At 71.1% G+C, this 21,624-nt stretch carries 17 protein-coding genes and 1 pseudogene; 12 read left to right on the forward strand and 6 right to left on the reverse strand.

Annotated elements, in window-relative coordinates:
• Window positions 1-11 precede the first annotated feature (11 nt).
• Both EXE42_RS05350 and EXE42_RS05355 read right to left on the reverse strand, forming a co-directional pair.
• Complete coding sequence (locus tag EXE42_RS05350) at window positions 12-860, reverse strand: CDP-alcohol phosphatidyltransferase family protein (RefSeq protein ID WP_241988337.1); 849 nt, start codon at window positions 858-860, stop codon at window positions 12-14.
• Window positions 808-3,771: an ATP-dependent helicase gene (locus EXE42_RS05355; protein WP_137706040.1), complete on the reverse strand. Its 2,964-nt coding sequence runs from the start codon at window positions 3,769-3,771 to the stop codon at window positions 808-810. Before EXE42_RS05355 ends, EXE42_RS05350 begins: the two co-directional genes overlap by 53 nt.
• A gap of 92 nt (window positions 3,772-3,863) precedes the next feature.
• Between EXE42_RS05355 and cmk the strand changes: the two genes are divergently transcribed.
• Entirely contained in the window at window positions 3,864-4,478 is a 615-nt protein-coding gene (cmk, locus tag EXE42_RS05360) for a (d)CMP kinase (RefSeq protein ID WP_092922412.1), read from the forward strand.
• Between the two features lie 156 nt (window positions 4,479-4,634).
• Here cmk and EXE42_RS05365 read toward each other — a convergent pair whose 3' ends face one another.
• Complete coding sequence (locus EXE42_RS05365) at window positions 4,635-5,105, reverse strand: MGMT family protein (protein ID WP_137706041.1); 471 nt, start codon at window positions 5,103-5,105, stop codon at window positions 4,635-4,637.
• 154 nt (window positions 5,106-5,259) lie between these two features.
• On the opposite strand from EXE42_RS05365, the gene trpC reads away from it, so the two are divergent.
• The 6 genes from trpC to EXE42_RS05395 all read left to right on the forward strand — a co-directional run bounded on the left by trpC (window position 5,260) and on the right by EXE42_RS05395 (window position 11,194).
• On the forward strand, window positions 5,260-6,111 hold the full coding sequence (gene trpC, locus EXE42_RS05370) for an indole-3-glycerol phosphate synthase (protein ID WP_137706042.1): 852 nt from the start codon (window positions 5,260-5,262) through the stop codon (window positions 6,109-6,111).
• Window positions 6,108-7,412 carry a tryptophan synthase subunit beta gene (trpB, locus tag EXE42_RS05375; RefSeq protein WP_092922403.1) on the forward strand — a complete coding sequence of 435 codons (1,305 nt, stop codon included), beginning with the start codon at window positions 6,108-6,110 and terminating at the stop codon, window positions 7,410-7,412. Before trpC ends, trpB begins: the two co-directional genes overlap by 4 nt.
• Window positions 7,413-8,309, forward strand: coding sequence for a tryptophan synthase subunit alpha (gene trpA / locus EXE42_RS05380; RefSeq protein WP_137706043.1), 897 nt, complete (start codon window positions 7,413-7,415; stop codon window positions 8,307-8,309). It abuts the gene before it with no gap.
• Between the two features lie 101 nt (window positions 8,310-8,410).
• Window positions 8,411-9,202, forward strand: a complete 792-nt coding sequence (locus tag EXE42_RS05385) for a 2-amino-3,7-dideoxy-D-threo-hept-6-ulosonate synthase (RefSeq protein WP_092922397.1) — start codon at window positions 8,411-8,413, stop codon at window positions 9,200-9,202.
• Between the two features lie 92 nt (window positions 9,203-9,294).
• Window positions 9,295-10,467, forward strand: coding sequence for a 3-dehydroquinate synthase II (locus tag EXE42_RS05390; RefSeq protein ID WP_137693324.1), 1,173 nt, complete (start codon window positions 9,295-9,297; stop codon window positions 10,465-10,467).
• 109 nt (window positions 10,468-10,576) lie between these two features.
• Window positions 10,577-11,194: a hypothetical protein gene (locus tag EXE42_RS05395; RefSeq protein ID WP_092922391.1), complete on the forward strand. Its 618-nt coding sequence runs from the start codon at window positions 10,577-10,579 to the stop codon at window positions 11,192-11,194.
• Between the two features lie 26 nt (window positions 11,195-11,220).
• Here the strand turns inward: EXE42_RS05395 and EXE42_RS05400 are convergent, their stop codons facing one another.
• The gene (locus EXE42_RS05400; RefSeq protein ID WP_092922388.1) at window positions 11,221-12,747 is read right to left on the reverse strand and encodes a carboxypeptidase M32; all 1,527 of its coding nucleotides are present in this window, start codon (window positions 12,745-12,747) and stop codon (window positions 11,221-11,223) included.
• A 166-nt stretch (window positions 12,748-12,913) separates the two neighbouring features.
• Here EXE42_RS05400 and EXE42_RS05405 point away from each other — a divergent pair, with 166 nt between their 5' ends.
• From EXE42_RS05405 to hflX, 3 genes and pseudogenes are all read left to right on the forward strand, one after another.
• Entirely contained in the window at window positions 12,914-13,957 is a 1,044-nt protein-coding gene (locus tag EXE42_RS05405; RefSeq protein WP_137706044.1) for a low specificity L-threonine aldolase, read from the forward strand.
• 103 nt (window positions 13,958-14,060) lie between these two features.
• A pseudogene (locus EXE42_RS20175) lies at window positions 14,061-14,162 on the forward strand (DUF2209 domain-containing protein); the annotation flags it as partial.
• Entirely contained in the window at window positions 14,159-15,526 is a 1,368-nt protein-coding gene (gene hflX / locus EXE42_RS05415; RefSeq protein ID WP_137693327.1) for a GTPase HflX, read from the forward strand. The pseudogene EXE42_RS20175 and the gene hflX, both read left to right, overlap by 4 nt.
• Window positions 15,527-15,587: 61 nt before the next feature.
• On the opposite strand, the gene EXE42_RS05420 is transcribed toward hflX, so the two are convergent.
• Window positions 15,588-16,187 carry an NADPH-dependent FMN reductase gene (locus EXE42_RS05420; protein WP_137706045.1) on the reverse strand — a complete coding sequence of 200 codons (600 nt, stop codon included), beginning with the start codon at window positions 16,185-16,187 and terminating at the stop codon, window positions 15,588-15,590.
• Window positions 16,184-17,332 carry a dimethylsulfone monooxygenase SfnG gene (gene sfnG / locus EXE42_RS05425; protein ID WP_137706046.1) on the reverse strand — a complete coding sequence of 383 codons (1,149 nt, stop codon included), beginning with the start codon at window positions 17,330-17,332 and terminating at the stop codon, window positions 16,184-16,186. Before sfnG ends, EXE42_RS05420 begins: the two co-directional genes overlap by 4 nt.
• A gap of 278 nt (window positions 17,333-17,610) precedes the next feature.
• On the opposite strand from sfnG, the gene acs reads away from it, so the two are divergent.
• Together acs and EXE42_RS05435 are read left to right on the forward strand one after the other, a co-directional pair.
• Window positions 17,611-19,572, forward strand: coding sequence for an acetate--CoA ligase (acs, locus tag EXE42_RS05430; RefSeq protein WP_137706047.1), 1,962 nt, complete (start codon window positions 17,611-17,613; stop codon window positions 19,570-19,572).
• A 202-nt stretch (window positions 19,573-19,774) separates the two neighbouring features.
• The gene (locus EXE42_RS05435) at window positions 19,775-21,553 is read left to right on the forward strand and encodes a bacterio-opsin activator domain-containing protein (RefSeq protein ID WP_092922370.1); all 1,779 of its coding nucleotides are present in this window, start codon (window positions 19,775-19,777) and stop codon (window positions 21,551-21,553) included.
• Window positions 21,554-21,624 lie beyond the last annotated feature (71 nt).

The raw sequence follows: 21,624 nt of genomic DNA on the forward strand, positions 1-21,624 counted from the left end.
CACCGCCCCGTTCAGTCGCCGCCCCGTCCGGACGCGAGCGGCGGGTCGTCGCGGCCGAGCCGCCCCGTCGCGGCCGCCCAGTCGCGCGCGAAGCTCCCCAACAGCGCCGCGAGCGCGACCCCCGCGAGCGCGGTGAGCCGGGGGGTTCCGCCCGCGCCGCCGACGCTCGGGAGGAGCGCGAGCGCGACGACGGCGAACTGCGCGGTGCCGACGAACGGGCGGATCCGGCTCGGGGGGAGATCGTACACCGGCTCCCCGTTCCGCCGTCGCCGCCACAGCGACCCGGCGTAGGCGTACCAGACCGCGCCCGCGAGGAGGTACCACGCCGGGAGTGACCCGAGCGCGACGGCGACCGCGGCGCCGACGAGGACGGCCAGCGCGTCGGTCGCGCCGTCGAGCCGCGCGCCGAGGACCGTCTCGCGGGTGCGTCGGGCGACCGCGCCGTCGACCGCGTCGAGGCCGACCGCGCCGGCGAAGAGCGCGACGGGGATCCGCGGGTCCGGCGGGGACGCGACCAGCGCGCCGGCCAGGACCGCCGCGAGCCAGCCGCGGAACAGGGTGATCCCGTTCGCCGTGCCGAGCCGCGCGAACGGCTCCCCGCCGTCCGGCGAGCGGTTCGCGTCGAGGTTGGTCCGCGCGTACGCGGCGAGGTACGCGCCGGGGACGGCCGCGGCGAGGACCCACGCGGTCCCGAGCGGGCCCCGCAGCACGGCGAGTCCGAGGGCGCCGAGCGCGACCCTCCCGGCGAACCGCAGACGGAGCCGAGGCGGCGCGGACGCGGCCGGAGGCGACTCGGGACCGGACATGTCAGTCTGGTCCGCGGTCCGCGGGCGGTTCGGCGTCGCGGTCCCCCTCGTCACCGGCACCGCCGTCGGCGCCCGGCGGCGCCTCGCCTATCTCCTCCATCACGCGGGCGTGGAATTCGCGGAGTACGGCCGACTCGTCGTCGGCGATGACGGTGTCGGAGTCGACGAGGGTCGCGAGGCCGAACGCGAGGGGGCTGGGCGAGTCGACGACGCGGTGTTCGACCGCGAGGTCGCCGGCCGAAACCCGCCCGACGATCTCGCGGATCCCCTCGACGTCGAGCCGGTCTTCCAGCAGTTCGCGGTACGTCTCCTCCAGCACGGCGAACTCCTCCAAGTCGGCCGCGAACGACAGCAGCATCTCGGCGGACACCTGCTGTTCGGCGGCCGACTTCTCGTACCCCTTGTACCGTTTCAGGATCATCAGCGATCGCCCCGCGTCGATCCGGAAGTAGCGCTGAAGCAGGTCCGTTCCCTGAACCGCCTCGCGGAGGTCCTCGCGGACCGTCTCCGGGTCGAGATCGGCCAGAATCCGTGCCACGTCGACCTTTCGGTTCAGCGGGAGCGCGAGGCTGAAGCCGCGGTCCGCGACCGCGACGGCGACGTTGGCGTCGGTCCGGTCCGCGACCGCGGCCGCGACGAGCCGAGAGAGCCCGTCGTTGAACCGCCGGCCGTAGACGGAGTGGACGTAGAACCGGCGCTTGTACTCGTTGCGGTCGAGCTCCTCCTCGACGACGAGGCGGTCGGGCGTCGAGACGGCCTCCGGTCCGGCGTACCGGACCTGCTCGTCGTACATCCGGGCGAGCGCGCGGACCGAGTTCCCGTCGAGGGGGAACTCGCGGAGCCACGCGCGGACCGCGGCCGGGCCCGCGTTCGGGCCGTCGCCGGCCAGCCGGTCGAGGAGTTCGGCCTGGAACTCGAGGACCTCCCGCGCGAGGTCGGCGGACAGGGGGAGGCGCTCCGCGAACCACGACGGGACCGTCGGGCGCTCGCTCGTCCGGTCGACGTACACCTTCGAGCCGCGGCGGTAGCGGAACGCGAACCGCTCGCCGCCGAGGGCGAACACGTCGCCCGACTCCAGCGTGTCGAGGTACGACTCGTCGAGGGTGCCGACCCACCGGTCGTCGCGAGTGAACACGTCACAGGTAAACGAGTCGGGGATCGTCCCCACGTTCGTCATGTAGATGACCCGCGCGAGCCGCCCGCGCTTCCCGACCAGCGTCTCACCGACGGGGTACTCGGGATGGTGGTGTTCGCCGTCGGGCGGGTCGTTGGCGTCGCGCCACACCTTCGGGTAGACGTTCTTCGCTTCGAGCCCGTCGTAGTCGCCCGTGAGGTACCGCATGAGCCGCTCGTACGCCCCGCCGTCGAAGTCGCGGTACGGGTGCGCGCGACGGAGGACCTCGCGGACCTCCCGGTCCGGTCGGATCCGGTTTATGGCCATTCCGTAGACGTGCTGGGCGGCGACGTCGTAGGCTCCCTCGGGCGGGAACACCCGGTCGACGAACCCGTCCTCGGCGCGCGCGAGCAGCGTCGCGCACTCGATCAGCTCGTCGCGGTCGAGCGCGAACACCCGCCCCTCGACGGTCTCGCCCGGGCTGTGGCCCGCGCGGCCGACGCGCTGGAGCAGCGCCGCGACCGACTTCGGGGAGCCGACCTGAACGACCAAATCGAGGTGCGGCATGTCGATGCCGAGCTCGAGGCTCGTCGAGGTGGTGACCACGTCGAGCTCGCCCGACTTCAGCCCCTCCTCGACCCGGGTGCGCTGGGCCTCCCCGAGGCTCCCGTGGTGACAGCCCGAGTCCGACTCGTCGTAGTCGAACCGCTGGCGGAGCTCCTGGAGCGTGCGCTCGGCGCCCGACCGGGAGTTCGTGAACACCAGCGTGTTCTCGTGCGAGTCGATCAGCTCGCGCAGCGACTCGTAGAAGCGGTCGGTGACCGCCGACCGCGGCGTGTGGATCAGATCGGCGGCGGGCGTCCGGAGCTCGAGGTCGAACTCGCGGGCGAACCGCGCGTCGACCACCTCGCAGGGGCGCGTCTCGAACCCGTCGACGTCGCCCGCCTCGCCCGCGACGCGCTCGCGCCCGACGAGGAACGAGGCGATCCCGTCGAGCGGTTCGACGGTCGCAGAGCAGCCGATCCGAGTGATCGCGGTCTCTCTTTCCCCCTCGCCGTTCCGCGCGAGCTCGGTCAGCCGCTCCAGCGACACCGAGAGGTGGGTGCCGCGCTTGTTCGCGGCCAGCGAGTGGATCTCGTCGACGATCACGTACTCGACGGTGCGGAGCTTCTCCTTGAACTTCGGCGAGTTGAGCAGGATCGAAAGCGTCTCGGGCGTGGTGTTGAGGACGTGCGGCGTCTCCGAGAGCATCGCCTGCCGGTCCGCCTTCGAGGTGTCGCCGTGCCGGATCGCCTGCCTGACGCCGGGCTCGTAAGGGTCTCCGGCGTCGTCGAGAGCGGCTTCCCGGGTCGCGTCCGCACCGTCTCCGTCCGCCTCCGCCGCGGCGACGGCCTCGCCGATCCCCGCCAAGGGCGCCTCCAAGTTGCGCTCGATGTCGTTCGCGAGCGACTTCAGCGGCGAGACGTACAGGCAGTAGACGGAGTTCTCCAGCTCGCCGGCGCGGTCGCGCGCGAAGAGGTCGTCGAGGACCGCGAGGAAGGAGGCGAGCGTCTTCCCGCTGCCCGTCGGCGCGGCGACGAGGCAGTTCCGGCCGGCGTCGACGTGGGGGATCGCCTCGCGCTGCGGCGGCGTGAAGAAGCCGCCGTTCTCGGCGACGTACCCGCCGAACCGCTCGACCCACCAGCGACGGACCGGCGGCGAGAGCCGAGCGAGCACGTCGGCGTCACCGATCGTGACCGTTTCCGGATCGAAGTTCGGATCCGGGATAGCGCCGCGAGAGACGGCGTCGCTAAGGAGCGCCCGAGCGGCGGCCTCGTCGCCGCGATCCGTGGTCTCGCTCACGACGTTCACGAGGGCTCGGGAAGGGAAATCGGTTGCGTCGGCTCCGCGGACGTTCGCGGAACCGACCCGTTTATCCGGCGGCCATCCGTGGCGCCACACGCATGAGCGGCACCTCGCCGGAGCCCGACCGACGGATCGACCGGAACCTGTTCGTCACCGTCTCCGGCCCGCCGGGCTGCGGGGCCACGACGCTCGTCGAGGGGATCGCCGAGGCGCTCGACTGCGGCTACGTCTCCGGCGGCGAGCTGTTCCGCGAGATCGCGGCCGAGCGGGACATGAGCCTCTCGCAGCTCATCGCCGAGACCGGCGAGTCCGAGGAGATCGACCGCGCGCTCGACCGCCGGCTCCGCCGGATCGCCGAGAAGTGGGGTGCCGCGAACAAGGCGTTCGTGCTGGAGTCGCGGCTCGCGGGCTGGATCGCCGGTAACCGCGCAGACATTCGGATCTGGCTCGACGCGCCCGACGAGGTCCGCGCGGACCGCACGGCGGAGCGCGAGGAGATGACCTCCGAGATGCAGGTCCGCGAGGTCATCGAGGAGCAGCGCTACAAGTCATACTACGGGATCGACCTGAGCGACCGCTCCATCTACGACCTCGTGGTCAACACGGGCCGGTGGGACGCCGAGGCGACGCTGGACCTGGCGCTCACCGGCATCAAGGGGTACGACGTCGACGCCGACGAGGGCGCGTTCGACACCCCCGACTTCGAGATCTGAGTCCGCGAGCGCAGCGGACTTGACGGCCCGGTGTCTGCCGTCGTTCAGCGGGCGACCGAGCGTCGAGTCGCAACGCCTCGTCGCCGCCGATACCGAACGATCACAGAGAGTTCTCATGCGAGGCTCTCCGGTCTCGCACGCCGACGCGGGGCACCGTCACTGAGAGAGGCCCTCGACGCGCCGGAACGCGCTCCGGACGTCGCTCGGCGTCGCGTGCGGTCCGCCGCCCACTCGGTGGTCCGGGAGCAGGACGGGTATCGGATTGTCGGTGAGCGCGTCGGTCACGATTTCCAAGTCGTCGGCGTCGTCGGGGTCGAACCCGGCGAGCCGCGCGAGCCGACTCACGGAGACGTCCTCGCCGTAGGGCACGCTCCGAAGCGACTCCAACACCTCCCGCTGCTCGGTGGGAACCGTCAGTCCGAGCGCGACCTCGTGGAACTCGTCGCGCTCGCCGTTGAGGTACGCGTCGATCCGGTCCAGTAACTCGTGATCGGTCTCTGCGTCCGCCGGCGGATCGGCGGGGAACGACACCGAGATGACGCGCCCGCCGGCGAACCCGACCTGTACGGTCCGACCGATCTCGTCGAACTCCCGGGCGAAAACGCCGGACGTGCCCGACATACTCATACCCTCCATTGGAAGGGTCGAACACTTAAATTACCGGCCGCGAGACCGAGTTTGGATCGCAGGCGCGGGTCCCCGACCCGGCCCCGCGTCGATTCCGAGTCGATCGGCGAGGCCCGCAAGCCTTATGAACAGATACGTACATTAGTGTATAGTAATGGACGATCCAGATGAGCTGGCGCCGGCGGTCAGATCGATCCTGTCCGCCGCTCGGGAGCGCGCCGACGCGGGCTCGGGAGAGAGCGTCTCGGTCGCTTCCCGCGACCTCTCGGCCGCGTTCGAGCGGGCCGAGACCGACGGGCGCGTCCCGGTGATCGCCGAGGTGAAGCCGACGAGCCCGACGACCGATGGCGCTCGCGACGACGACCCGGTCGCGCTCGCGGAGGGGATGGTCGCCGGCGGGGCGGCGGCGCTGAGCGTGCTCACCGAGCCGGAGCACTTCGGCGGGAGCGTCGACACGCTCGAACGCGTGCGCGACGCCGTCGACGTGCCGGTCCTCCGGAAGGACTTCGTCGTCGACGAGAGACAGTTGGACGCCGTCGAGAGCGACGTCGTCCTCCTGATCGCTCGCTTCGTCGGCGACGACCTCCCGGACCTGCTCGCGGCCGCCCGCGACCGCGGCTTTCAGGTCCTCGTCGAGGTCCACGACCGCGGGGAACTGGAACGCGCGCTCGACGCGGGCGCGACGACGGTCGGCGTGAACAACCGCGACCTCGCGGAGCTCGTCGTCGACCTCGAAACCTTCGAGTCCGTGGCGCCCGGCGTCCCGGACGACGTGACGCTGATCGCCGAGAGCGGCATTGGATCGCCCGCGGACGTCCGCCGGATGCGGGCGGCGGGCGCCGACGCGCTGCTCGTCGGCAGCGCGATAATGGACGGCGACGTGGAGGCGAACACGCGCGAGTTGGTGCGGACGGAGGCGGACGGTGACGGCGCCGCGGAGGGCGGCGCGGTCGCGGACGAGGAGGACGTGAGCGACACCCAAGACACCACGGAGACCCCCACATGAGCGAGACCGACACGCGGACGACGGAGGAAACGGAGCGGGCGCGGCGCCCCGGCCGCGAGCGCGGCCGCGACGACGGGAAGTTCGGCCGCTACGGCGGCCAGTACGTTCCGGAGGCGCTGATGCCCGCCATCGAGGAGCTGACCGACGCCTACGAGCGCTACGTCCTGAACAACGAGGACGGGTTCATGGACGAGTTCCGCGAGCGCCTCGCCGACTTCGGCGGGCGGCCGACGCCGCTCCAGCGCGCCGGCCGGCTCTCGGAGCGCTACGACACGGAGGTGTACCTCAAGCGGGAGGACCTCCTCCACGGCGGCGCACACAAGCTGAACAACGCGCTCGGGCAGGTGCTGCTCGCGAAGTACATGGGCAAGGAGCGCATCATCGCGGAGACCGGCGCCGGGCAGCACGGCACCGCGACCGCGATGGCGGCCGCGCACCTCGACATGCCCTGTACGATCTACATGGGCGAGCGCGACATCAACCGCCAGCGCCCCAACGTGTTCCGGATGAAGCTCAACGGCTCGGAGGTGAAGCCGGTGACGACGGGGCGCGGCACGCTCAAGGAGGCCATCTCCGAGACGATGCGGGACTGGGCGGCGACCGTCGAGGACACCCACTACGTGATCGGGTCCATCGTCGGGCCGCACCCGTTCCCGGTGATGGTCCGCGACTTCCAGGCGGTCATCTCCGAGGAGGCCCGCGAGCAGGCGATCGAGAAGACGGGCGGGCTTCCGACCGACGTGGTCGCCTGCGCGGGCGGCGGCTCGAACACGATGGGGACCTTCGCCGAGTTCGTCGACGACGAGTCCGTCGCGCTCCGCGCCGTCGAGGCGGGCGGCTCCACGCTCGAAGTCGACGAGGAGGCGGGCGTCGCGCCCAACTCCGCGTCGCTGTACGCCGGCGAGGAGGGCGTCCTCCACGGCGCGCGGACGAAGCTCCTCCAAGACTCCGACGGGCAGATCATGGAGAGCCACTCCGTCTCCTCCGGGCTCGACTACGCCGGGGTCGGCCCCGAGCTCGCGTACCTCGTCGACGAGGGGCGCGTCGAACCGGTCGCGGTCGACGACGACGCCGCGCTGGAGGGGTTCCACCGGCTCTCGAACACCGAGGGGATCATCCCCGCACTTGAGACGGCCCACGCGTTCGGCTACCTCGAAGAGCACCACGAGGACCTCGGCGACCGCGTCGTCGTCAACGTCTCCGGGCGCGGCGACAAGGACCTCGACGCCGCCATCGAGGAGACGGACCGGCGCGACGTGCCGAACGCGCCGGACATGTCGATGTTCACGGGGGGGATCTGAATGGGGGAGACGGGCAACTCCGACGCCGTCGCCGCCGCGTTCGCGGACGGCCCCGCCTACGTCCCGTACCTCGTCGTGGGCGACCCGGACTACGAGTCGTCGAAGGCGTACGTCGAGGCGCTCGACCGCGGCGGCGCCGACGTGATCGAGCTCGGCCTCCCGTTCTCCGAGCCGATCGCGGAGGGGTCGACGATCCAGGAGGCGCTCGTCCGCTCGCTCGACGCGGGGATGACGCCGGAGCGGTTCTTCGCGTTCGCGGAGGAGGTGGAGGTCGACGCCGCGCTCGTCTGTATGACCTACTACAACCTGATTTACCAGTACGGTGACGGCGAGGCGCAAAGCGCCTCGAACGCGAGCGGCGAAGCCGCGAGCACCGGTCCCCGGCCGTTCGTCGAGCGGGCGGCGGCCGCGGGGATTCAGGGGCTCGTCGTCCCCGACCTCCCGGCCGAGGAGGCGGACCCGCTGCGCGAGGCGTGCGACGAGTTCGGGCTCGACCTCGTCTTCATCGTCGCGCCGACGACCCGCGCGGACCGCCTCGACCGGCTGATGGAGCGCGTGTCGGGGTACGTGTACGTCCAGGCACGGCTCGGGACCACCGGCGCCCGCGACGACGTCTCCGACCAGACCACGGAGAGCCTCGACCGGCTCCGCGAGTACGACGTGCCGAAGGCGGTCGGGTTCGGCATCTCGACCGGCGAGCACGCCGAGCGCATCGTCGCGGGCGGCGCCGACGGGATCATCGTCGGTTCGGCGCTCGTCGACGTAGTCGCCGAGGGCGTCGCGGAGGACCTGTCGACCGAAGAGGTGGCCGACCGTCTGGAGGCGCTCTCGCGAGAGCTGAAGGCGGGCGCCGAGCGCGGCTACCGCTCGCGGACCGAGGCCGTCGAGTCCGCCTGAGTCGGACCGGGACGCCCGCGGACCGAAACGACACAATACGTCCCCGAACGAAACCGACTTACCTCCGATTGCCACACTCTCACACAACGACCCACCACACCATGACAGCAGGACTCTCGGCACGACTCGACCGCATCTCCACGAACGACCGATACCTCATCGTCCCGATGGACCACGGGATCACGATGGGCGCCGTCGAGGGACTCGTCGACATCGAGTCGACGATCGACGGCGTCACCGGCGGCGGGGCGGACGCGGTGCTCACCCAGCGTGGGATCGCGCCCCGCGTCCACGAGAACAAGAACGACGCGGGCTACATCGTCCACCTCAACGGGTCGACGACGATCGGGCCCGACGAGAGCGACAAGCGCGTCACCGGCACCGCCGAGGACGCGGTCCGCGCCGGCGCCGACGCCGTCTCCTTCCACATCAACGTCGGCTCGGAGTACGAGCCGAACCAGATCGAGGAGCTCGCGGAGCTGACCGCCGACGCCGAGCGCCTCGGGCTCCCCGTCCTCGCGATGGCGTACGCGCGCGGCCCGGGCGTCGACGAGTCCGATCCCGAGGCCCTCGGGCACGCCGTCCGGCTCGCCGAGGAGCTCGGGGCGGACGTGGTGAAGACGGGCTACTCCGGCGACGGCGACTCCTTCGAACGCGTCACGGAGTCGACCCGCCTGCCGGTGGTCATCGCCGGCGGCTCCAAGGGGACCGACCGCGAGACGGTGGAGATGGTCCGCGGCGCGATGGACGGCGACGCCGCCGGCGTGTCGATGGGGCGGTCGATCTTCCAGCACGACGACCCCGAGGGGATCGCTCGGGCGGTCTCCGCCGTCGTCCACGACGACGCCGGCGTCGAGGAGGCGCTCCGGGCGGGCGGGTTCGTCGAGGCGTGAGGTCGGGCAGGGCTTGACCGCGGGGCCGCGGTTCGGCCCGGTCCGCTGTTCCTTTCGCAGTTTTCAAGCCGTCGCGCCGTGAGGTTCCGGTAATGACACGCACGGTCTGGGTCAAGGCCGACGGCGACGTCGGCGACTGGGAGGCGCGCAAGCGACGGGTCACGACCGCGATCGAGGCCGGCGCGGACTGGGTGCTCGTCGACGAGGACGACGTGGGTCGCGTCCGAGAGCTGGGCGACGTGAACGTGGCGGCGTTCCGCTCCGACGCCGACGTGATCGACGACGCCGAGACCGACGTCGAGGCCGACGCGTACTTCGTCGGGAAGGGCGGGGAGGGCGACGGGACGATATCGATGCCCGAGGACTTCTCCGGGTCGGCGGACCTGACAACGCTGCGCCGTCGCGACGACCGCGCACAGGGGGCGTACGTCCGCGTCCTCGGCACCGAGTACGAGCGCTTCGCCGAGGCGGCGGCCGAAGACGCCGAGTTCACCGTGGTCGTCGGCGAGGACTGGTCGATCATCCCGCTCGAGAACCTCATCGCCCGCGTCGGCGAGGAGACGCACCTCGTCGCGGGCGCGACGACCGCCGCCGAGGCCCGGACCGCGTTCGAGACGCTGGAGATCGGCGCCGACGGCGTCCTCCTCGATTCCGACTCGCCCGACGAGATCCGCGGCGCGGTCGAGGCCCGCGACGCGGCCGACCGCGAGACGCTGGACCTCCGCCGCGCCGAGGTGACGGAGATCGAACAGACCGGGATGGCGGACCGCGTCTGCATCGACACGGGATCGCTGATGGACGACAGCGAGGGGATGCTCGTCGGTTCGATGTCGCGCGGGCTCTTCTTCGTCCACGCCGAGACCGCGGAGTCGCCGTACGTCGAGTCGCGCCCGTTCCGCGTGAACGCGGGCGCGGTCCACGCGTACGTCCGCAACCCCGAGGGCGGCACCAACTACCTCGCGGAGCTGTCGAGCGGCGACGAGGTCCAGGTCGTCGACACCGACGGCCACACTCGCGAGGCGGTGGTGGGGCGGGTGAAGATCGAGAAGCGCCCGATGTTCCGGATCCAGGCGGAGATCGAGACCGACGACGGCACCGACCGGATCGAGACGCTCATCCAGAACGCCGAGACCGTGAAGATCGCCACGAGCGAGGGGCGCAAGGCCGTCACCGACGTGGAGCCCGGCGACGAGGCGCTCGTGTTCTACGAGGACGTCGCGCGTCACTTCGGCGAGGCCGTCGAGGAGAGCATCATCGAGAAGTGAGGCGGTCGCGGTCGCGCGGCCGCGACTCCGATCGCGCTCGGGGCGCGGAGAACCGGCCCGGATCGTGTCGACCCGAACGCATTTCACGGAGACTCCGGATCCGGTGTCCATGGCAGTCGCTGACGAAGGTAGCCGTCACGTCGCTGAGTCGGGATTCGTCGACCGGGTTCGTCACCTCGCAGACGCCGCGAACCCGGCGTTCGCGGCCGGGAGCTTCCTCGTGCCGCTGGCGTTCTTCGCCGCGAGCCTCGCGCTCGCGAGCACCGAACTGCTCTTCTACACGCACGTCGCCGCCGGCGCGGTCTGGTTCGGCTTTGCGGTCATCTTCCCGGCCCTCATCGGTCCGACGCTCGGCGGCCTCGACGAGGAGGCGTCGGCCGCGGTGAACAGGACGCTGATTCCGAAGGCCGTCTTCTTCCTCGTCGGCTTCTCGCTGACGACGGTGCTGTCCGGGACGGTCCTCCTCACGCCCGACCTCGGGCTCGGGTACGGCTTCGGCGGGACGTGGTCGGGGCTCGCGCTCGGCGTCGGCTGGGGGCTGTTCGCGTTCGGGCTGGCGGTTCCCCACCGGCTCCAGCTCAGCGCGTACTACGAGACGCTGTCGCCGGATCCGGATTCCTCGCGGCTCGAATCGATCGAGAAGCAGAACCTCGTCGTCGGCCTGTTCGAGGGCGCCGTGATGCTCGCGCTCATCGTGTTGATGACGGGGTTCCGACTGGGAATATAAATGAAACGTCGCGGGAACGGAGCGACTCAGATCCCGTAGAGTTCGCCGTACTTCTCGTCGACGTAGTCGAGGAAGGCGTCCGCCGAGAAGTCCTCGCCGGTCGCCCGTTTCACGAGCTCGTTCGTCTCGTAGCGGGAGCCGTGCCGATGGACGTTCTCGCCGAGCCAGTCCTGGAGGTCGTCGAACTCGCCCTCGGCGATCTTCCCGTCGAGGTCGTCGATGTCGGCCTCGGCGGCGTCGAACAGCTGGGCGGCCATCACGGAGCCGAGCGAGTAGGTGGGGAAGTAGCCGAAGTTGCCGTGGCTCCAGTGGATGTCCTGGAGGCACCCCTCGCTGTCGGTGTCGGGGCGGATACCGAGGTACTCCTCGTACTTGTCGTTCCACACCTCGGGCACGTCCTCGACGTCGAGGTCGCCGCGGATCAGGTCGCGCTCGATCTCGAACCGGATGACGATGTGGAGGTGGTAGGTGAGCTCGTCGGCCTCGACGCGGATGAAGTTGTCCTCGTACACCTGGTTGAACGCCTCGTAGGCGTCACGGACCGTCGCATCCTCCGTCTGCGGGAAGTGCTCTTGGAACACGGGGAGGAACCGCTCCCAGAACGCCTCGCTGCGGCCGACGTGGTTCTCCCAGAGGCGCGACTGCGACTCGTGGACCGAGAGGTCGCGGGACTCCCCGAGCGGGGTGCCGAAGTGCTCCTGCGGGAGCCCGAGGTTGTACTGCGCGTGACCGAACTCGTGGATCGTCGAGCCGACGGCGCCGAGCGGGTCCTCCTCGTCGAACCGGGTCGTCACGCGGCAGTCGAACTGGTTGCCGGAGGTGAACGGGTGCGAGGAGACGTCGAGGCGGCCGCGGTCGAAGTCGTAGCCGACGAGCTCCAGCGCGTCACGGGAGAGCGCTTCCTGCGTCTCCTCGGGGAACGTCCCCTCGAAGGTGTCGACCGCGAGGTCGACATCCGACTCGCGGATCGCCTCTATCATCGGGACGAGCGCCTCCCGGAGCTCGGTGAGGATCGACTCCGCGCGCTCCATCGAGAGGCACGGCTCGAACTCCTCGAAGAGGACCTCGTAGGGGTCGCGGTCGGGGTCGATGTGCTCGGCGTACTCTCGCTTCAGCTCGACGTGCTTCTCCAGGTAGGGCGCGAACGTCTCGAACTCGTCTTCGGCCTTCGCCTCCTCCCACGCTTGGAGCGCCTCGGAACCCGTCTCGGAGATCTCCTCGACGAGCTCGACCGGGACGGCGTCGGCGCGCTCGTACTCGCGGCGGACCTCGCGGACGACCGCCGCCTGCTCGTCGGTGAGGTCGGCGTCGTCGAGCTCGTCGAGCAGCTCGCCCGTCTCGTCGGCGGTGACCATGTCGTGGTGGACGGAGGAGAGCGCCGAGAGCTGCTTCGACCGGGCGGGCGTGCCGCCCTCGGGCATCATCACCTGCTGGTCCCAGCCGAGGACCCCGGAGGCGCTGCCGACCGCGTTCCACCGCTGGACCCGGTCGAGGAGGGCGTCGTAGGCGTCCGGTGCGTCGGCTGCGTCGTCTGGCGCGGCTTCCGTTGCCATACGCGACGGATCGATCCCGGCCGTTAAGAAGGGACCGGACGCGAAACCGGGCCGACTCGCGCGGAACCGCCGGGACCGGACGCGGAACCGCCGAACTCTCCCCGTCGCCGCGGCCGTTCGTCGAGCGCGAGATATATGTCCGCCGCCGCGGAACGACCCGTAACGGATGTCCGACGACTTCATCGACCTGCGGTCCGACACCGTCACGGCGCCCTCGGCGGAGATGCGCGAGGCGGCCGCGACCGCCGAGGTCGGCGACGACGTGTACCGCGACGACCCGACCGTCAACGAGCTGGAACGCCGGGCGGCCGAGGCGGTCGGCACCGAGGCCGCGCTGTACGTCCCCTCTGGAACGATGGCGAACCAGATCGCGGTCCACGGCCACACGGAACCGGGCCAGGAGCTCCTCTTAGAGCGCGAGTCGCACATCTACCGGTGGGAACTGGCGGGCGCGGCCAAGCTCTCCGGCGTCCAGACGCGGACGATAGACGCCGGCGAGCGCTGCGTCCCGACGCCCGACGCCGTCCGCGAGGGGCTCGTCGACGAGGACCTCCACCGCCCCGGTACCGGGCTCCTCAGCCTGGAGAACACGCACAACTACCGCGGCGGCAAGGCGATCCCCGTCGATCGGATCGCGGCCGCGGCCGAGGCCGCACGCGATGCCGACGTGCCGATTCACCTCGACGGCGCGCGCGTGTTCAACGCCGCGGTCGCGCTCGGCGTCGACGCGAGCGAGATCGTCGCCCCCGTCGACAGCGTCACCTTCTGCCTCTCGAAGGGACTCGGCGCGCCCGTGGGCTCGATCCTCGCCGGAGACGAGTCGTTTATCCAGGATGCGCGCCGCGTCCGCAAGCTGTTCGGCGGCGGGATGCGCCAGGCGGGCATCATCGCGGCGCCCGGGCTCCGCGCGCTGGAGAACGTCGACCGCCTCGCCGAGGACCACGCCAACGCCGAGCGACTCGCGGCCGGTCTCGACGCGCTCGACGGCGTCGACGCGCCCGCGCCCGACACCAACATCGTCGTGGCCCACACCGAGGACGCCGGCATCCCGGCCGAGTCGCTCTACGCGGCGTGTAAGGAGGCCGGCGTCGGCTGTGTCGAATTCGACGACTACACGACGCGGTTCACCACGCACCTCGACGTCGACGAGGCCGACGTCGACGCCGCGATCGACCGGATCGCGGCCGTCGTGGAGGGCCTGCGAGACTGACTCGACGGTTCGGTCGGTGGCGGAGACGGGCGGCGCTCACCGGCGAGCCCGCGACTGAAGCCGCGGGTCGCCGACCCCGCGGGCCTCGACCCGCGGCGAACGCGCCCTCCAGCCCGATTTTAAATACGTCGAGGGCGTAGACGGGGCCGAAACAGTGCAGGCAGCACATCACGCCGCGAACGCCGCCCGCGATCCCCTTCCATGAGCGGCGGTGCCGGGGAGCCGGGTAGCGACGGGGAGTTGGGCAGCGACGGGGAACCGATCACCGGAATGCGCCGAGCGGTCGTCGCCAAGCGCGTCGATTCCGGCGAGGCCGACCTATCCGAGATCCGGCAGCTCGCGGCCGCCGCCGGCTACGAGGTGGTCGACGAACTCACGCAGACCCGCACTGAGGACGCCGCCTTCATGTTCGGCGAGGGGAAGGTCGCGGAGCTCCGCGACCTGGTCCGCCGGACCGGCGCCGAGGCGGTGATCGTCGACAACGACGTGGGCCCGTACCAGACGTTCAACGTCGGCGGGAAGCTCCCGGAGGGCGTCGAGGTGGTCGACCGCTTCACGCTCATCCTCGAGATCTTCGGGCAGCGCGCGAACACGCGGAAGGCGCAGCTCCAGGTCGAGCTCGCGGAGCTGCGGTACGAGCTCCCCCGAGCGGAGGCGAAGGCGAGCCTCGCGAAGCGCGACGAGCGGCCGGGGTTCATGGGGCTGGGCGAGTACGACGAGAGCGTCGAGCGCGACATCAAACGCCAGATATCCGAGATCCGCGACGAGCTGGAGTCGATCGCGGAGAAGGAGGAGGCGCGCCGCGAGCAGCGCCGCGAGTCCGGCTTCGACCTGGTCGCCCTCGCCGGCTACACCAACGCCGGGAAGTCGACGCTGATGCGCCGGCTCGCGGACGAGCTGGCGGTCGACGAGAACGCCGACCGCCACCGCGACCTCGACACCACCGCCGAGTCGCAGGACATGCTGTTCACGACGCTCGGCACCACGACGCGCCGGGCGGAGATGGAGAAGCGCGACGTCCTCCTCACCGACACGGTGGGGTTCATCTCGGACCTCCCGCACTGGCTCGTAGAGTCGTTCGAGTCGACGCTCGACTCCGTCTACCGGGCCGACCTCGTGCTGCTCGTCGTCGACGCCAGCGAGCCGGTCGCGGAGATGCGCGAGAAGCTCGTCACGAGCCACGACACCCTCTACGAGCGCAACGAGGCGCCCGTCGTCACGGTGTTCAACAAGATCGACCGGCTGGAACCCGGCGAACTCGCGGACAAGCGCGCCGCCCTCTCGGGCGTCGCGCCCGATCCGATCGCGGTCTCGGCGAAGACCGGGGCCGGGGTGGCCGAACTCCGTGACCGCGTCGAGGGCGAGCTCCCCGACTGGGAGCGCGAGCGACTCGTCCTCCCCGTCTCGGACGACGCGATGAGCCTCGTCTCGTGGGTCCACGACCACGGGTACGTCGCGGAGGAGACGTACGCGGGCGACCAGGTGACGGTGGACTTCGAGGCGAAGCCCTCCATCGTCTCTCGGGCCCGCGCGAAGGCGGCCGAAATCGCGCCCGCCGAGTCGGCGTGAGGGGTCGCCTCGACGACGCGACCGGGTCCGGTTCGCTGCGGGCCGGTGGGACGGCTCCGGCTCAGAACTGCGGACCGAGCGACCCGAGCGCGTCGCTCTCCTCTATCGCCCGCGAGAGGTCGACGGTCGCGGCCCCGAGGGTTTCCAGCCGCTCTCGGACGGCGTCGTCCGCCACCTCGCGGGACTCGAAGTCGTCGTCGCTCGCGTACACGCCGTCGACGACGTGGGCGCCGAAGAAGGCGAAGACGGGTCGGAGCTCCTGATCGACCGCGAGGTAGTGGTGATCCGTCGCGCCGGTGGCGACGAGCCCGACCGCGGCGTCCTCGAACGGCGCGACGTCGGCCTGCCACATGCCGCGCGGGACCATGTCGAGCAGGTTCTTCAGCGCCCCGGAGTGGGAGCCGCGGTAGACCGGCGTACCGACGACGTAGGCGTCGGCCGCGACGATCCGTTCGAGCGCGGCCGCGGTGTCGCCTTCGTACTCGTCGAGCCCGCGTCCGTCCGCGGTGACGAGGTCGTACTCCGCGAGGTGGAGCACCTCCGTCTCGACCCCGTCGCCGGCCGAATCGGCCGCCTCGAGCGCGGTCTCGACCGCGCTGCGGGTCTTCGACTCGGTCGAGACGCTGCCCGCGATCCCGAGGACGCCGGTCGCGTCGGTCACCGCGCCACCTGCGCGCCGGCGATCTCTTCGACCTCGTCGCCCCCTTCGATCTCGTCGAGATCGAGCGGGTCGGCCTCCTCGACCCGCGGGATGATCGTCTCGCCGAACCGCTCCAGTTCCTCGTCGTAGTGGAGGAACCCGGCGAGCACGATGTCGATCCCGATCGCGTCGAGCTTCCGGATCCGCTCGACGATCTGATCGTCGGTCCCGATGAGTCCGGTCTTGAACCCGTCGTTGTACTGGACCAGGTCCTCTACGTCGGAGTCGGCCCACATCCCCTCGCCTTCGGCGGACGACTGCCCGGCCTGTTTCACCTGTTCCCGGAACGCCTCGACCGCCTCGTCGGTCGCGTTCTCGATGATTCCCTCTAGCGTCTCCTTCGCCGCGGCCTCGGTGTCGCGCTGGATGACGAAGGCGTTCGCCGCGAACCGCGGCGGCTCCGTGTCGAACTCCGCGGCGTACTCCTCGACGTCCTCGATCACGGCGCGGATCTCCTGAAGGCTCCCGCCGTTGATGAACAGCACGTCGGCGTTGCGCGCGGCCATCTTCCGGGCCGCCTGCGAGTTGCCGCCCTGGAACACCTGCGGGTACGGCTCCTGGACCGGCTTCGGCTCCAGCGGCGCGCCCTCGAAGCCGTCGATGTCGCGGCCGATCGTGTAGAACCGGCCGTCGTAGGTGGCGCGCTCCTCCGTCCACAGCGCCTTCATCGCCTCGATGAACTCCTCGGAGCGGGCGTACCGCTCGTCGTGGGCGAGCCACGACCGGCCGAACCCGGTGAACTCGCCTTTGAACCACCCGGAGACGACGTTGATCGAGAAGCGGCCGTCGCTGATGCGGTCGGCGGTGGCGATGAAGTTCGCCAGCGGGCCGGGCTCCCACAGCCCGGGGTGGACGGCGCCGATGACGTGGAGGGTATCGGTCTGCGCCGCCAGCGCGTTCGCGGTCGACAGCGCCTCCAACTGGCGGTCGGCGCCGTAGCTCCCGAAGAACCGGGCCTGCGCGAGCGCGTAGTCGAAGCCGACGTCCTCCGCCGTCCGCGCCAGGTCGAGGTTGTACTCGTACGTCCAGTCGGTGTCCATCTCCCAGTCGGAGACGACCAGCCCGCCGCTGACGTTCGGTACCCAGTAGGCGAACTCCGTGTCCATACCCCTCGTCCGGTCGGTTCACGGGTAAGAGGCCCCGTAGTGGCGAGTCATGGCGTTGCTCCCCGGAGACGGCAATGGTTGACGCTCTCTCGGATCCGCGGGACGAACGGGACGCCGCCGGCCGGTCCGCATCGGCGTCCCGGCCGTTCCACTCGGCAGGGAGCCGATTACTTCCATGGGGCAGGGGCTCAATCGCCCCCTACTGGCGGGGGGCCGGTCACCCTCAGCCGGCGGGGATCCGGACAAAGTATACATCCCTTGGATTGCGAACTGGTATCATGGACGACGTCGGAGTCGACGGGTGGCGAGCGTTCGGGGGTGCTGACGGCGACGCCGTCGAGCCGCCGGCGGAATTTCGCGGTCGGGCCGCCGCGAGCGACCCCGCGGTGTACGAGCGGTTCGACCGGGAGGGGCCGGAGGCGTGGGGCGCGGCCGCCGACCTGCTGACGTGGGACCGGGAGTACGAGACCGTCCTCGACGACTCCGAGCCCCCCTTCTACGAGTGGTTCCCCGACGGGCGGCTCAACGCGGCGGCGAACTGCGTCGACCGCCACCTCGACGACCGCCGGAACCAGCTCGCGATCCGGTGGTTCGGGAAGCGCGGCGAGCGCCGGTCGTACACGTACCTCGACCTCCACCGGGAGGTGAACGCGGTCGCGGCCGGGCTCCGCGACCTCGGCGTCGAGGAGGACGACGTGGTCACGCTGTACCTGCCGATGATCCCGGAGCTGCCGATCGCGATGCTGGCGTGCGCGCGCATCGGCGCGCCGCACAACGTCGTCTTCGCGGGCCTGTCCGCGGAGGCGCTCGCGACCCGGATCGACGCGGCCGACTCCGAGTACCTGATCACCTGCGACGGCTACTACCGCCGGGAGGACGCGTTCAACCAGAAGTCGAAGGCGGACAACGCTCGGATCCGCGCCGAGGGGGAGCTGTCGGCCGCGGTCGTCGTCGACCGGCTCGGCGACGAGCTCGCCGTCTCGCTGGGCGACGACGAACACGAGTACGGCGCGCTCGTCGACGCGCACGACGGCGAGACGGTCGAACCGGTCGCGCGCGACGCGACCGACCTGCTGTTCGTGATGTACACCTCGGGGACGACCGGGCGACCGAAGGGCGTCGAACACGCCACGGGCGGCTACCTCGCGCACGTCGCGTGGACGACGCGGAACGTCCTCGACGTGCGCCCCGACGACACCTACTGGTGCGCCGCCGACATCGGCTGGATCACCGGTCACTCCTACGGGGTGTACGGCCCGCTCGCGACCGGCACGACGACCGTGCTGTACGAGGGGTCGCCCGACTACCCCGACCGCGACCGCGTCTGGGACCTGATCGAGCGCAACGCGGTCACCGTCTTTTACACCTCCCCGACCGCGATCCGGTCGTTCATGAAGTGGGGCGCGGAGTACCCCGAGTCGCACGACCTCTCGTCGATCCGGCTGTTGGGGACCGTCGGCGAGTCGATCACGCCGAAGGCGTGGCGCTGGTACCGCGAGCACGTCGGCGGGGGCGACGCCCCCGTCGTCGACACGTGGTGGCAGACCGAGACCGGGGCCATCGCGCTCGCCACGCTCCCCGGGATCACCCCGATGAAACCGGGGAAGGTCGGCCCGCCGCTCCCGGGTATCGACGCCCGCGTCGTCGACGAGGACGGGGAGCCGGTCGACCCCGGCGAGTCGGGGTACCTCACGCTGGCGTCCCCGTGGCCCGGGATGCTCCGCGGGCTGCGCGAGGGCGACGAGCGCTACCTGCGGGAGTACTGGCTGAACGGCGAGGACGGCTGGCGCTACCGGACCGGCGACGGCGCGGCCGTCGACGAGGACGGCTACGTCGCGATCCTCGGCCGCGTCGACGACGTGATCAACGTCCGGGCACAGCGTTTCAACACCGGCGAGCTGGAGGCGGCCATCGTCGACGCCGAGGGAGTGACCGAGGCCGCGGTCGTCGGTGACGACGACGGGCAGATCGTGGCGTACGTGACGACGAAAGGCGACGTGGAGCCGGACGAGAGGCTCCGCGACGCCATCGCGGACCGACTCGCGAGCGCGGTGGGAGACGTGGCTCGCCCGGATCGGATCGTGTTCACCCCGGAACTCCCGAAGACGCGCTCGGGGAAGATCATGCGACGACTGCTGGAGGACATCGCCCGCGGCGAGGAGTTCGGAGACGTGAGCGCGCTCCGTAACCCGGAGGTCGTGGGCGAAATCGAGTCGACCGTCCGAAGGGGGGACGACTGACGGTCTCGCGGGATTCGGTCTCCTCCCGTCGGAGCGTCTCGACGCCGGACCGCGACCGTTTCGGGATCTGATGAGATAACGAAACGAGTACGCGGATGATACGCCCGACGACGGCGTCTCGCCGCGCGTGTCCGAACGACCGCGGCGAGGAGCGAACTTCCGGAACAGTTTAGTTTCGTCTGCTTATTGCTATCCGAAACGAATGGTCGACGCCCTCGACGCGGACGCCTACGGCGCGCTCGTCACCGCCGCGGAGACGTATCGCGCGGCGCTCGTCGTCAGGCTGGCCGGCGAGGCGGGGCTCCGCACCGGAGAGATACCCCGCGTCGCCCCCCGGCACCTCCGCGAGGCGGAGTCGGTCGCGGGCGTTCGAATCCTCGCGGTGCCCGCGATCGGCGGCGACGAGGGAGACGCCGCGGAGTCGACGGGACCCGGAGACGACCCGATCGACCGCGAGACCGTCGTTTCGGCCTCGCTGGCCGCCGACCTCGATCGGTACGCGACGAGCGAGGGACTCGACGACGACGACCCGTACGTCGGCGTCTCGCCGCGTCGCGTCCAGATGATCGTGAGCGAGACCGCCGCGCGGGCCGCCGACCGCACCGACGCCGCGCCCGACGAGCGGGTCACCCCGAGCGCCCTTCGGAAGACGTTCGCTCGGCGGTTACTCGTCGAGCGCGACGTCGACCCGCGGGCGGTCCGCGACGCCGGCGGTTGGGAGTCGCTCGGCACGCTCGACCCGTACCTCGATCCGCTCGACGGCGAGGCGCTCGCGGCCGCGATAGCCGGCGAGGAGGACGCCGCCGCGGCGGAGCGGACCGGAACGACCGCCTTGGCGGGGTTCGAGGCGCTCGCGGACCCCGAATCGGGAGATCCCGTCGCGGCCGTCCCCGCGGGCGTCCTCGAGAGCGATCGCTGGGCCGAGGCCTGGGTCGTCCGTCGGGCGGTCGGGGGCGAGCCGGCCGACGTGGCCGCGACCGCGGGCGTCGACCGAGAGACGCTCGCGGACCGGGGCGCGACCGCCGAGGGACCGTGGTCGGACGCGATAGCGGACCGCACGCCGACCGCGACCGACGGTCACCAGGGAACGAGGGGCCGGCCCGCGGTCGCGGTCCCGGCGGCCTACGAGGGCGTCGTTCACGGGGCGCTCTGCGTCGTCGCGGCCGACGACGATCCCGTCGGCGGGACCGAGCGCCGGGCGCTCGCCGTCCTCGGACGGTGTCTCGGTCGGGCGATCACCGCGGACCGATGGCGGGAGCTGCTCCACTCGGACGCGGTCACCGAGGTCGAATTCCACACGAGGGACGACGCCGCGTTCCTCGCGCGGGCGAGCGAGCGACTCGACTGCCGGATCCAGTTGGCGTCGACCGTCGACGTCGACGACGAGGTCTCCCGGGCGTACCTCTCCGTCGACGGGGCACGCCCGCAGGACTTCGCGGCCGCCGTCGAGGCGGCGCCGGGCGTCTCCGACTTCCGAGTGATCGAGACCCGCGAGGACGGCTGCTCGGCGTCGGTGCGCCTCGCCGCCGGATCGCTGGTCCGGGCGCTCGTCGACCGCGGCGCGACGGTCCGCGAGGCGTCCGCCGCCGACGGCCGCGTCCGCGTCGCCGCAGATTTCCCCGAGGGCACGAACGTGAGGCCCGTCGCGGACGGTCTCCGCGACCGCTTCGCGGACGTTCGACTCGCCAGCAAGGAGTCGGTCGCGCGCTCGCCGCGCACGGAGTCGTCGCTGCGAGACGGGATCGCCGACAGGTTCACCGACCGCCAGTGGGCCGCGCTGTCCGCGGCGTACCACGGCGGCTACTTCGACTGGCCGCGCGGCAGCACCGCCGAGGAGGTCGCAGACGCCATGGACGTCTCGTCGCCGACGTTCCACAACCACCTCCGGAAGGCCCAGCGCGCCCTGCTCGACGGCGTCTTCGAGGACGGTACGGAGCGATCGGTCCGGGACGGCGACGAGCGCGCGGTCCGCAACGGGTGAGCCCGGCGACCCGGACAGATCGGCACCAGTCTGTCACGATTTTTCGTATTTAGCGTCAGCGTTTATATGGC

The sequence above is a fragment of the Halorubrum sp. SP3 genome, from assembly GCF_005435195.1.
GTDB lineage: Archaea > Halobacteriota > Halobacteria > Halobacteriales > Haloferacaceae > Halorubrum > Halorubrum sodomense.

Bases quoted from the DNA above. Each gene is read 5' to 3' on its own strand.
- cmk (WP_092922412.1), top strand. From the start codon at position 3,864: ATGAGCGGCACCTCGCCGGAGCCCGACCGACGGATCGACCGGAACCTG.
- EXE42_RS05365 (WP_137706041.1), bottom strand. From the start codon at position 5,105: ATGAGTATGTCGGGCACGTCCGGCGTTTTCGCCCGGGAGTTCGACGAG.
- trpC (WP_137706042.1), top strand. From the start codon at position 5,260: ATGGACGATCCAGATGAGCTGGCGCCGGCGGTCAGATCGATCCTGTCC.
- trpB (WP_092922403.1), top strand. From the start codon at position 6,108: ATGAGCGAGACCGACACGCGGACGACGGAGGAAACGGAGCGGGCGCGG.
- trpA (WP_137706043.1), top strand. From the start codon at position 7,413: ATGGGGGAGACGGGCAACTCCGACGCCGTCGCCGCCGCGTTCGCGGAC.
- EXE42_RS05385 (WP_092922397.1), top strand. From the start codon at position 8,411: ATGACAGCAGGACTCTCGGCACGACTCGACCGCATCTCCACGAACGAC.
- EXE42_RS05390 (WP_137693324.1), top strand. From the start codon at position 9,295: ATGACACGCACGGTCTGGGTCAAGGCCGACGGCGACGTCGGCGACTGG.
- EXE42_RS05395 (WP_092922391.1), top strand. From the start codon at position 10,577: ATGGCAGTCGCTGACGAAGGTAGCCGTCACGTCGCTGAGTCGGGATTC.
- EXE42_RS05400 (WP_092922388.1), bottom strand. From the start codon at position 12,747: ATGGCAACGGAAGCCGCGCCAGACGACGCAGCCGACGCACCGGACGCC.
- EXE42_RS05405 (WP_137706044.1), top strand. From the start codon at position 12,914: ATGTCCGACGACTTCATCGACCTGCGGTCCGACACCGTCACGGCGCCC.
- hflX (WP_137693327.1), top strand. From the start codon at position 14,159: ATGAGCGGCGGTGCCGGGGAGCCGGGTAGCGACGGGGAGTTGGGCAGC.
- sfnG (WP_137706046.1), bottom strand. From the start codon at position 17,332: ATGGACACGGAGTTCGCCTACTGGGTACCGAACGTCAGCGGCGGGCTG.
- acs (WP_137706047.1), top strand. From the start codon at position 17,611: ATGGACGACGTCGGAGTCGACGGGTGGCGAGCGTTCGGGGGTGCTGAC.
- EXE42_RS05435 (WP_092922370.1), top strand. From the start codon at position 19,775: ATGGTCGACGCCCTCGACGCGGACGCCTACGGCGCGCTCGTCACCGCC.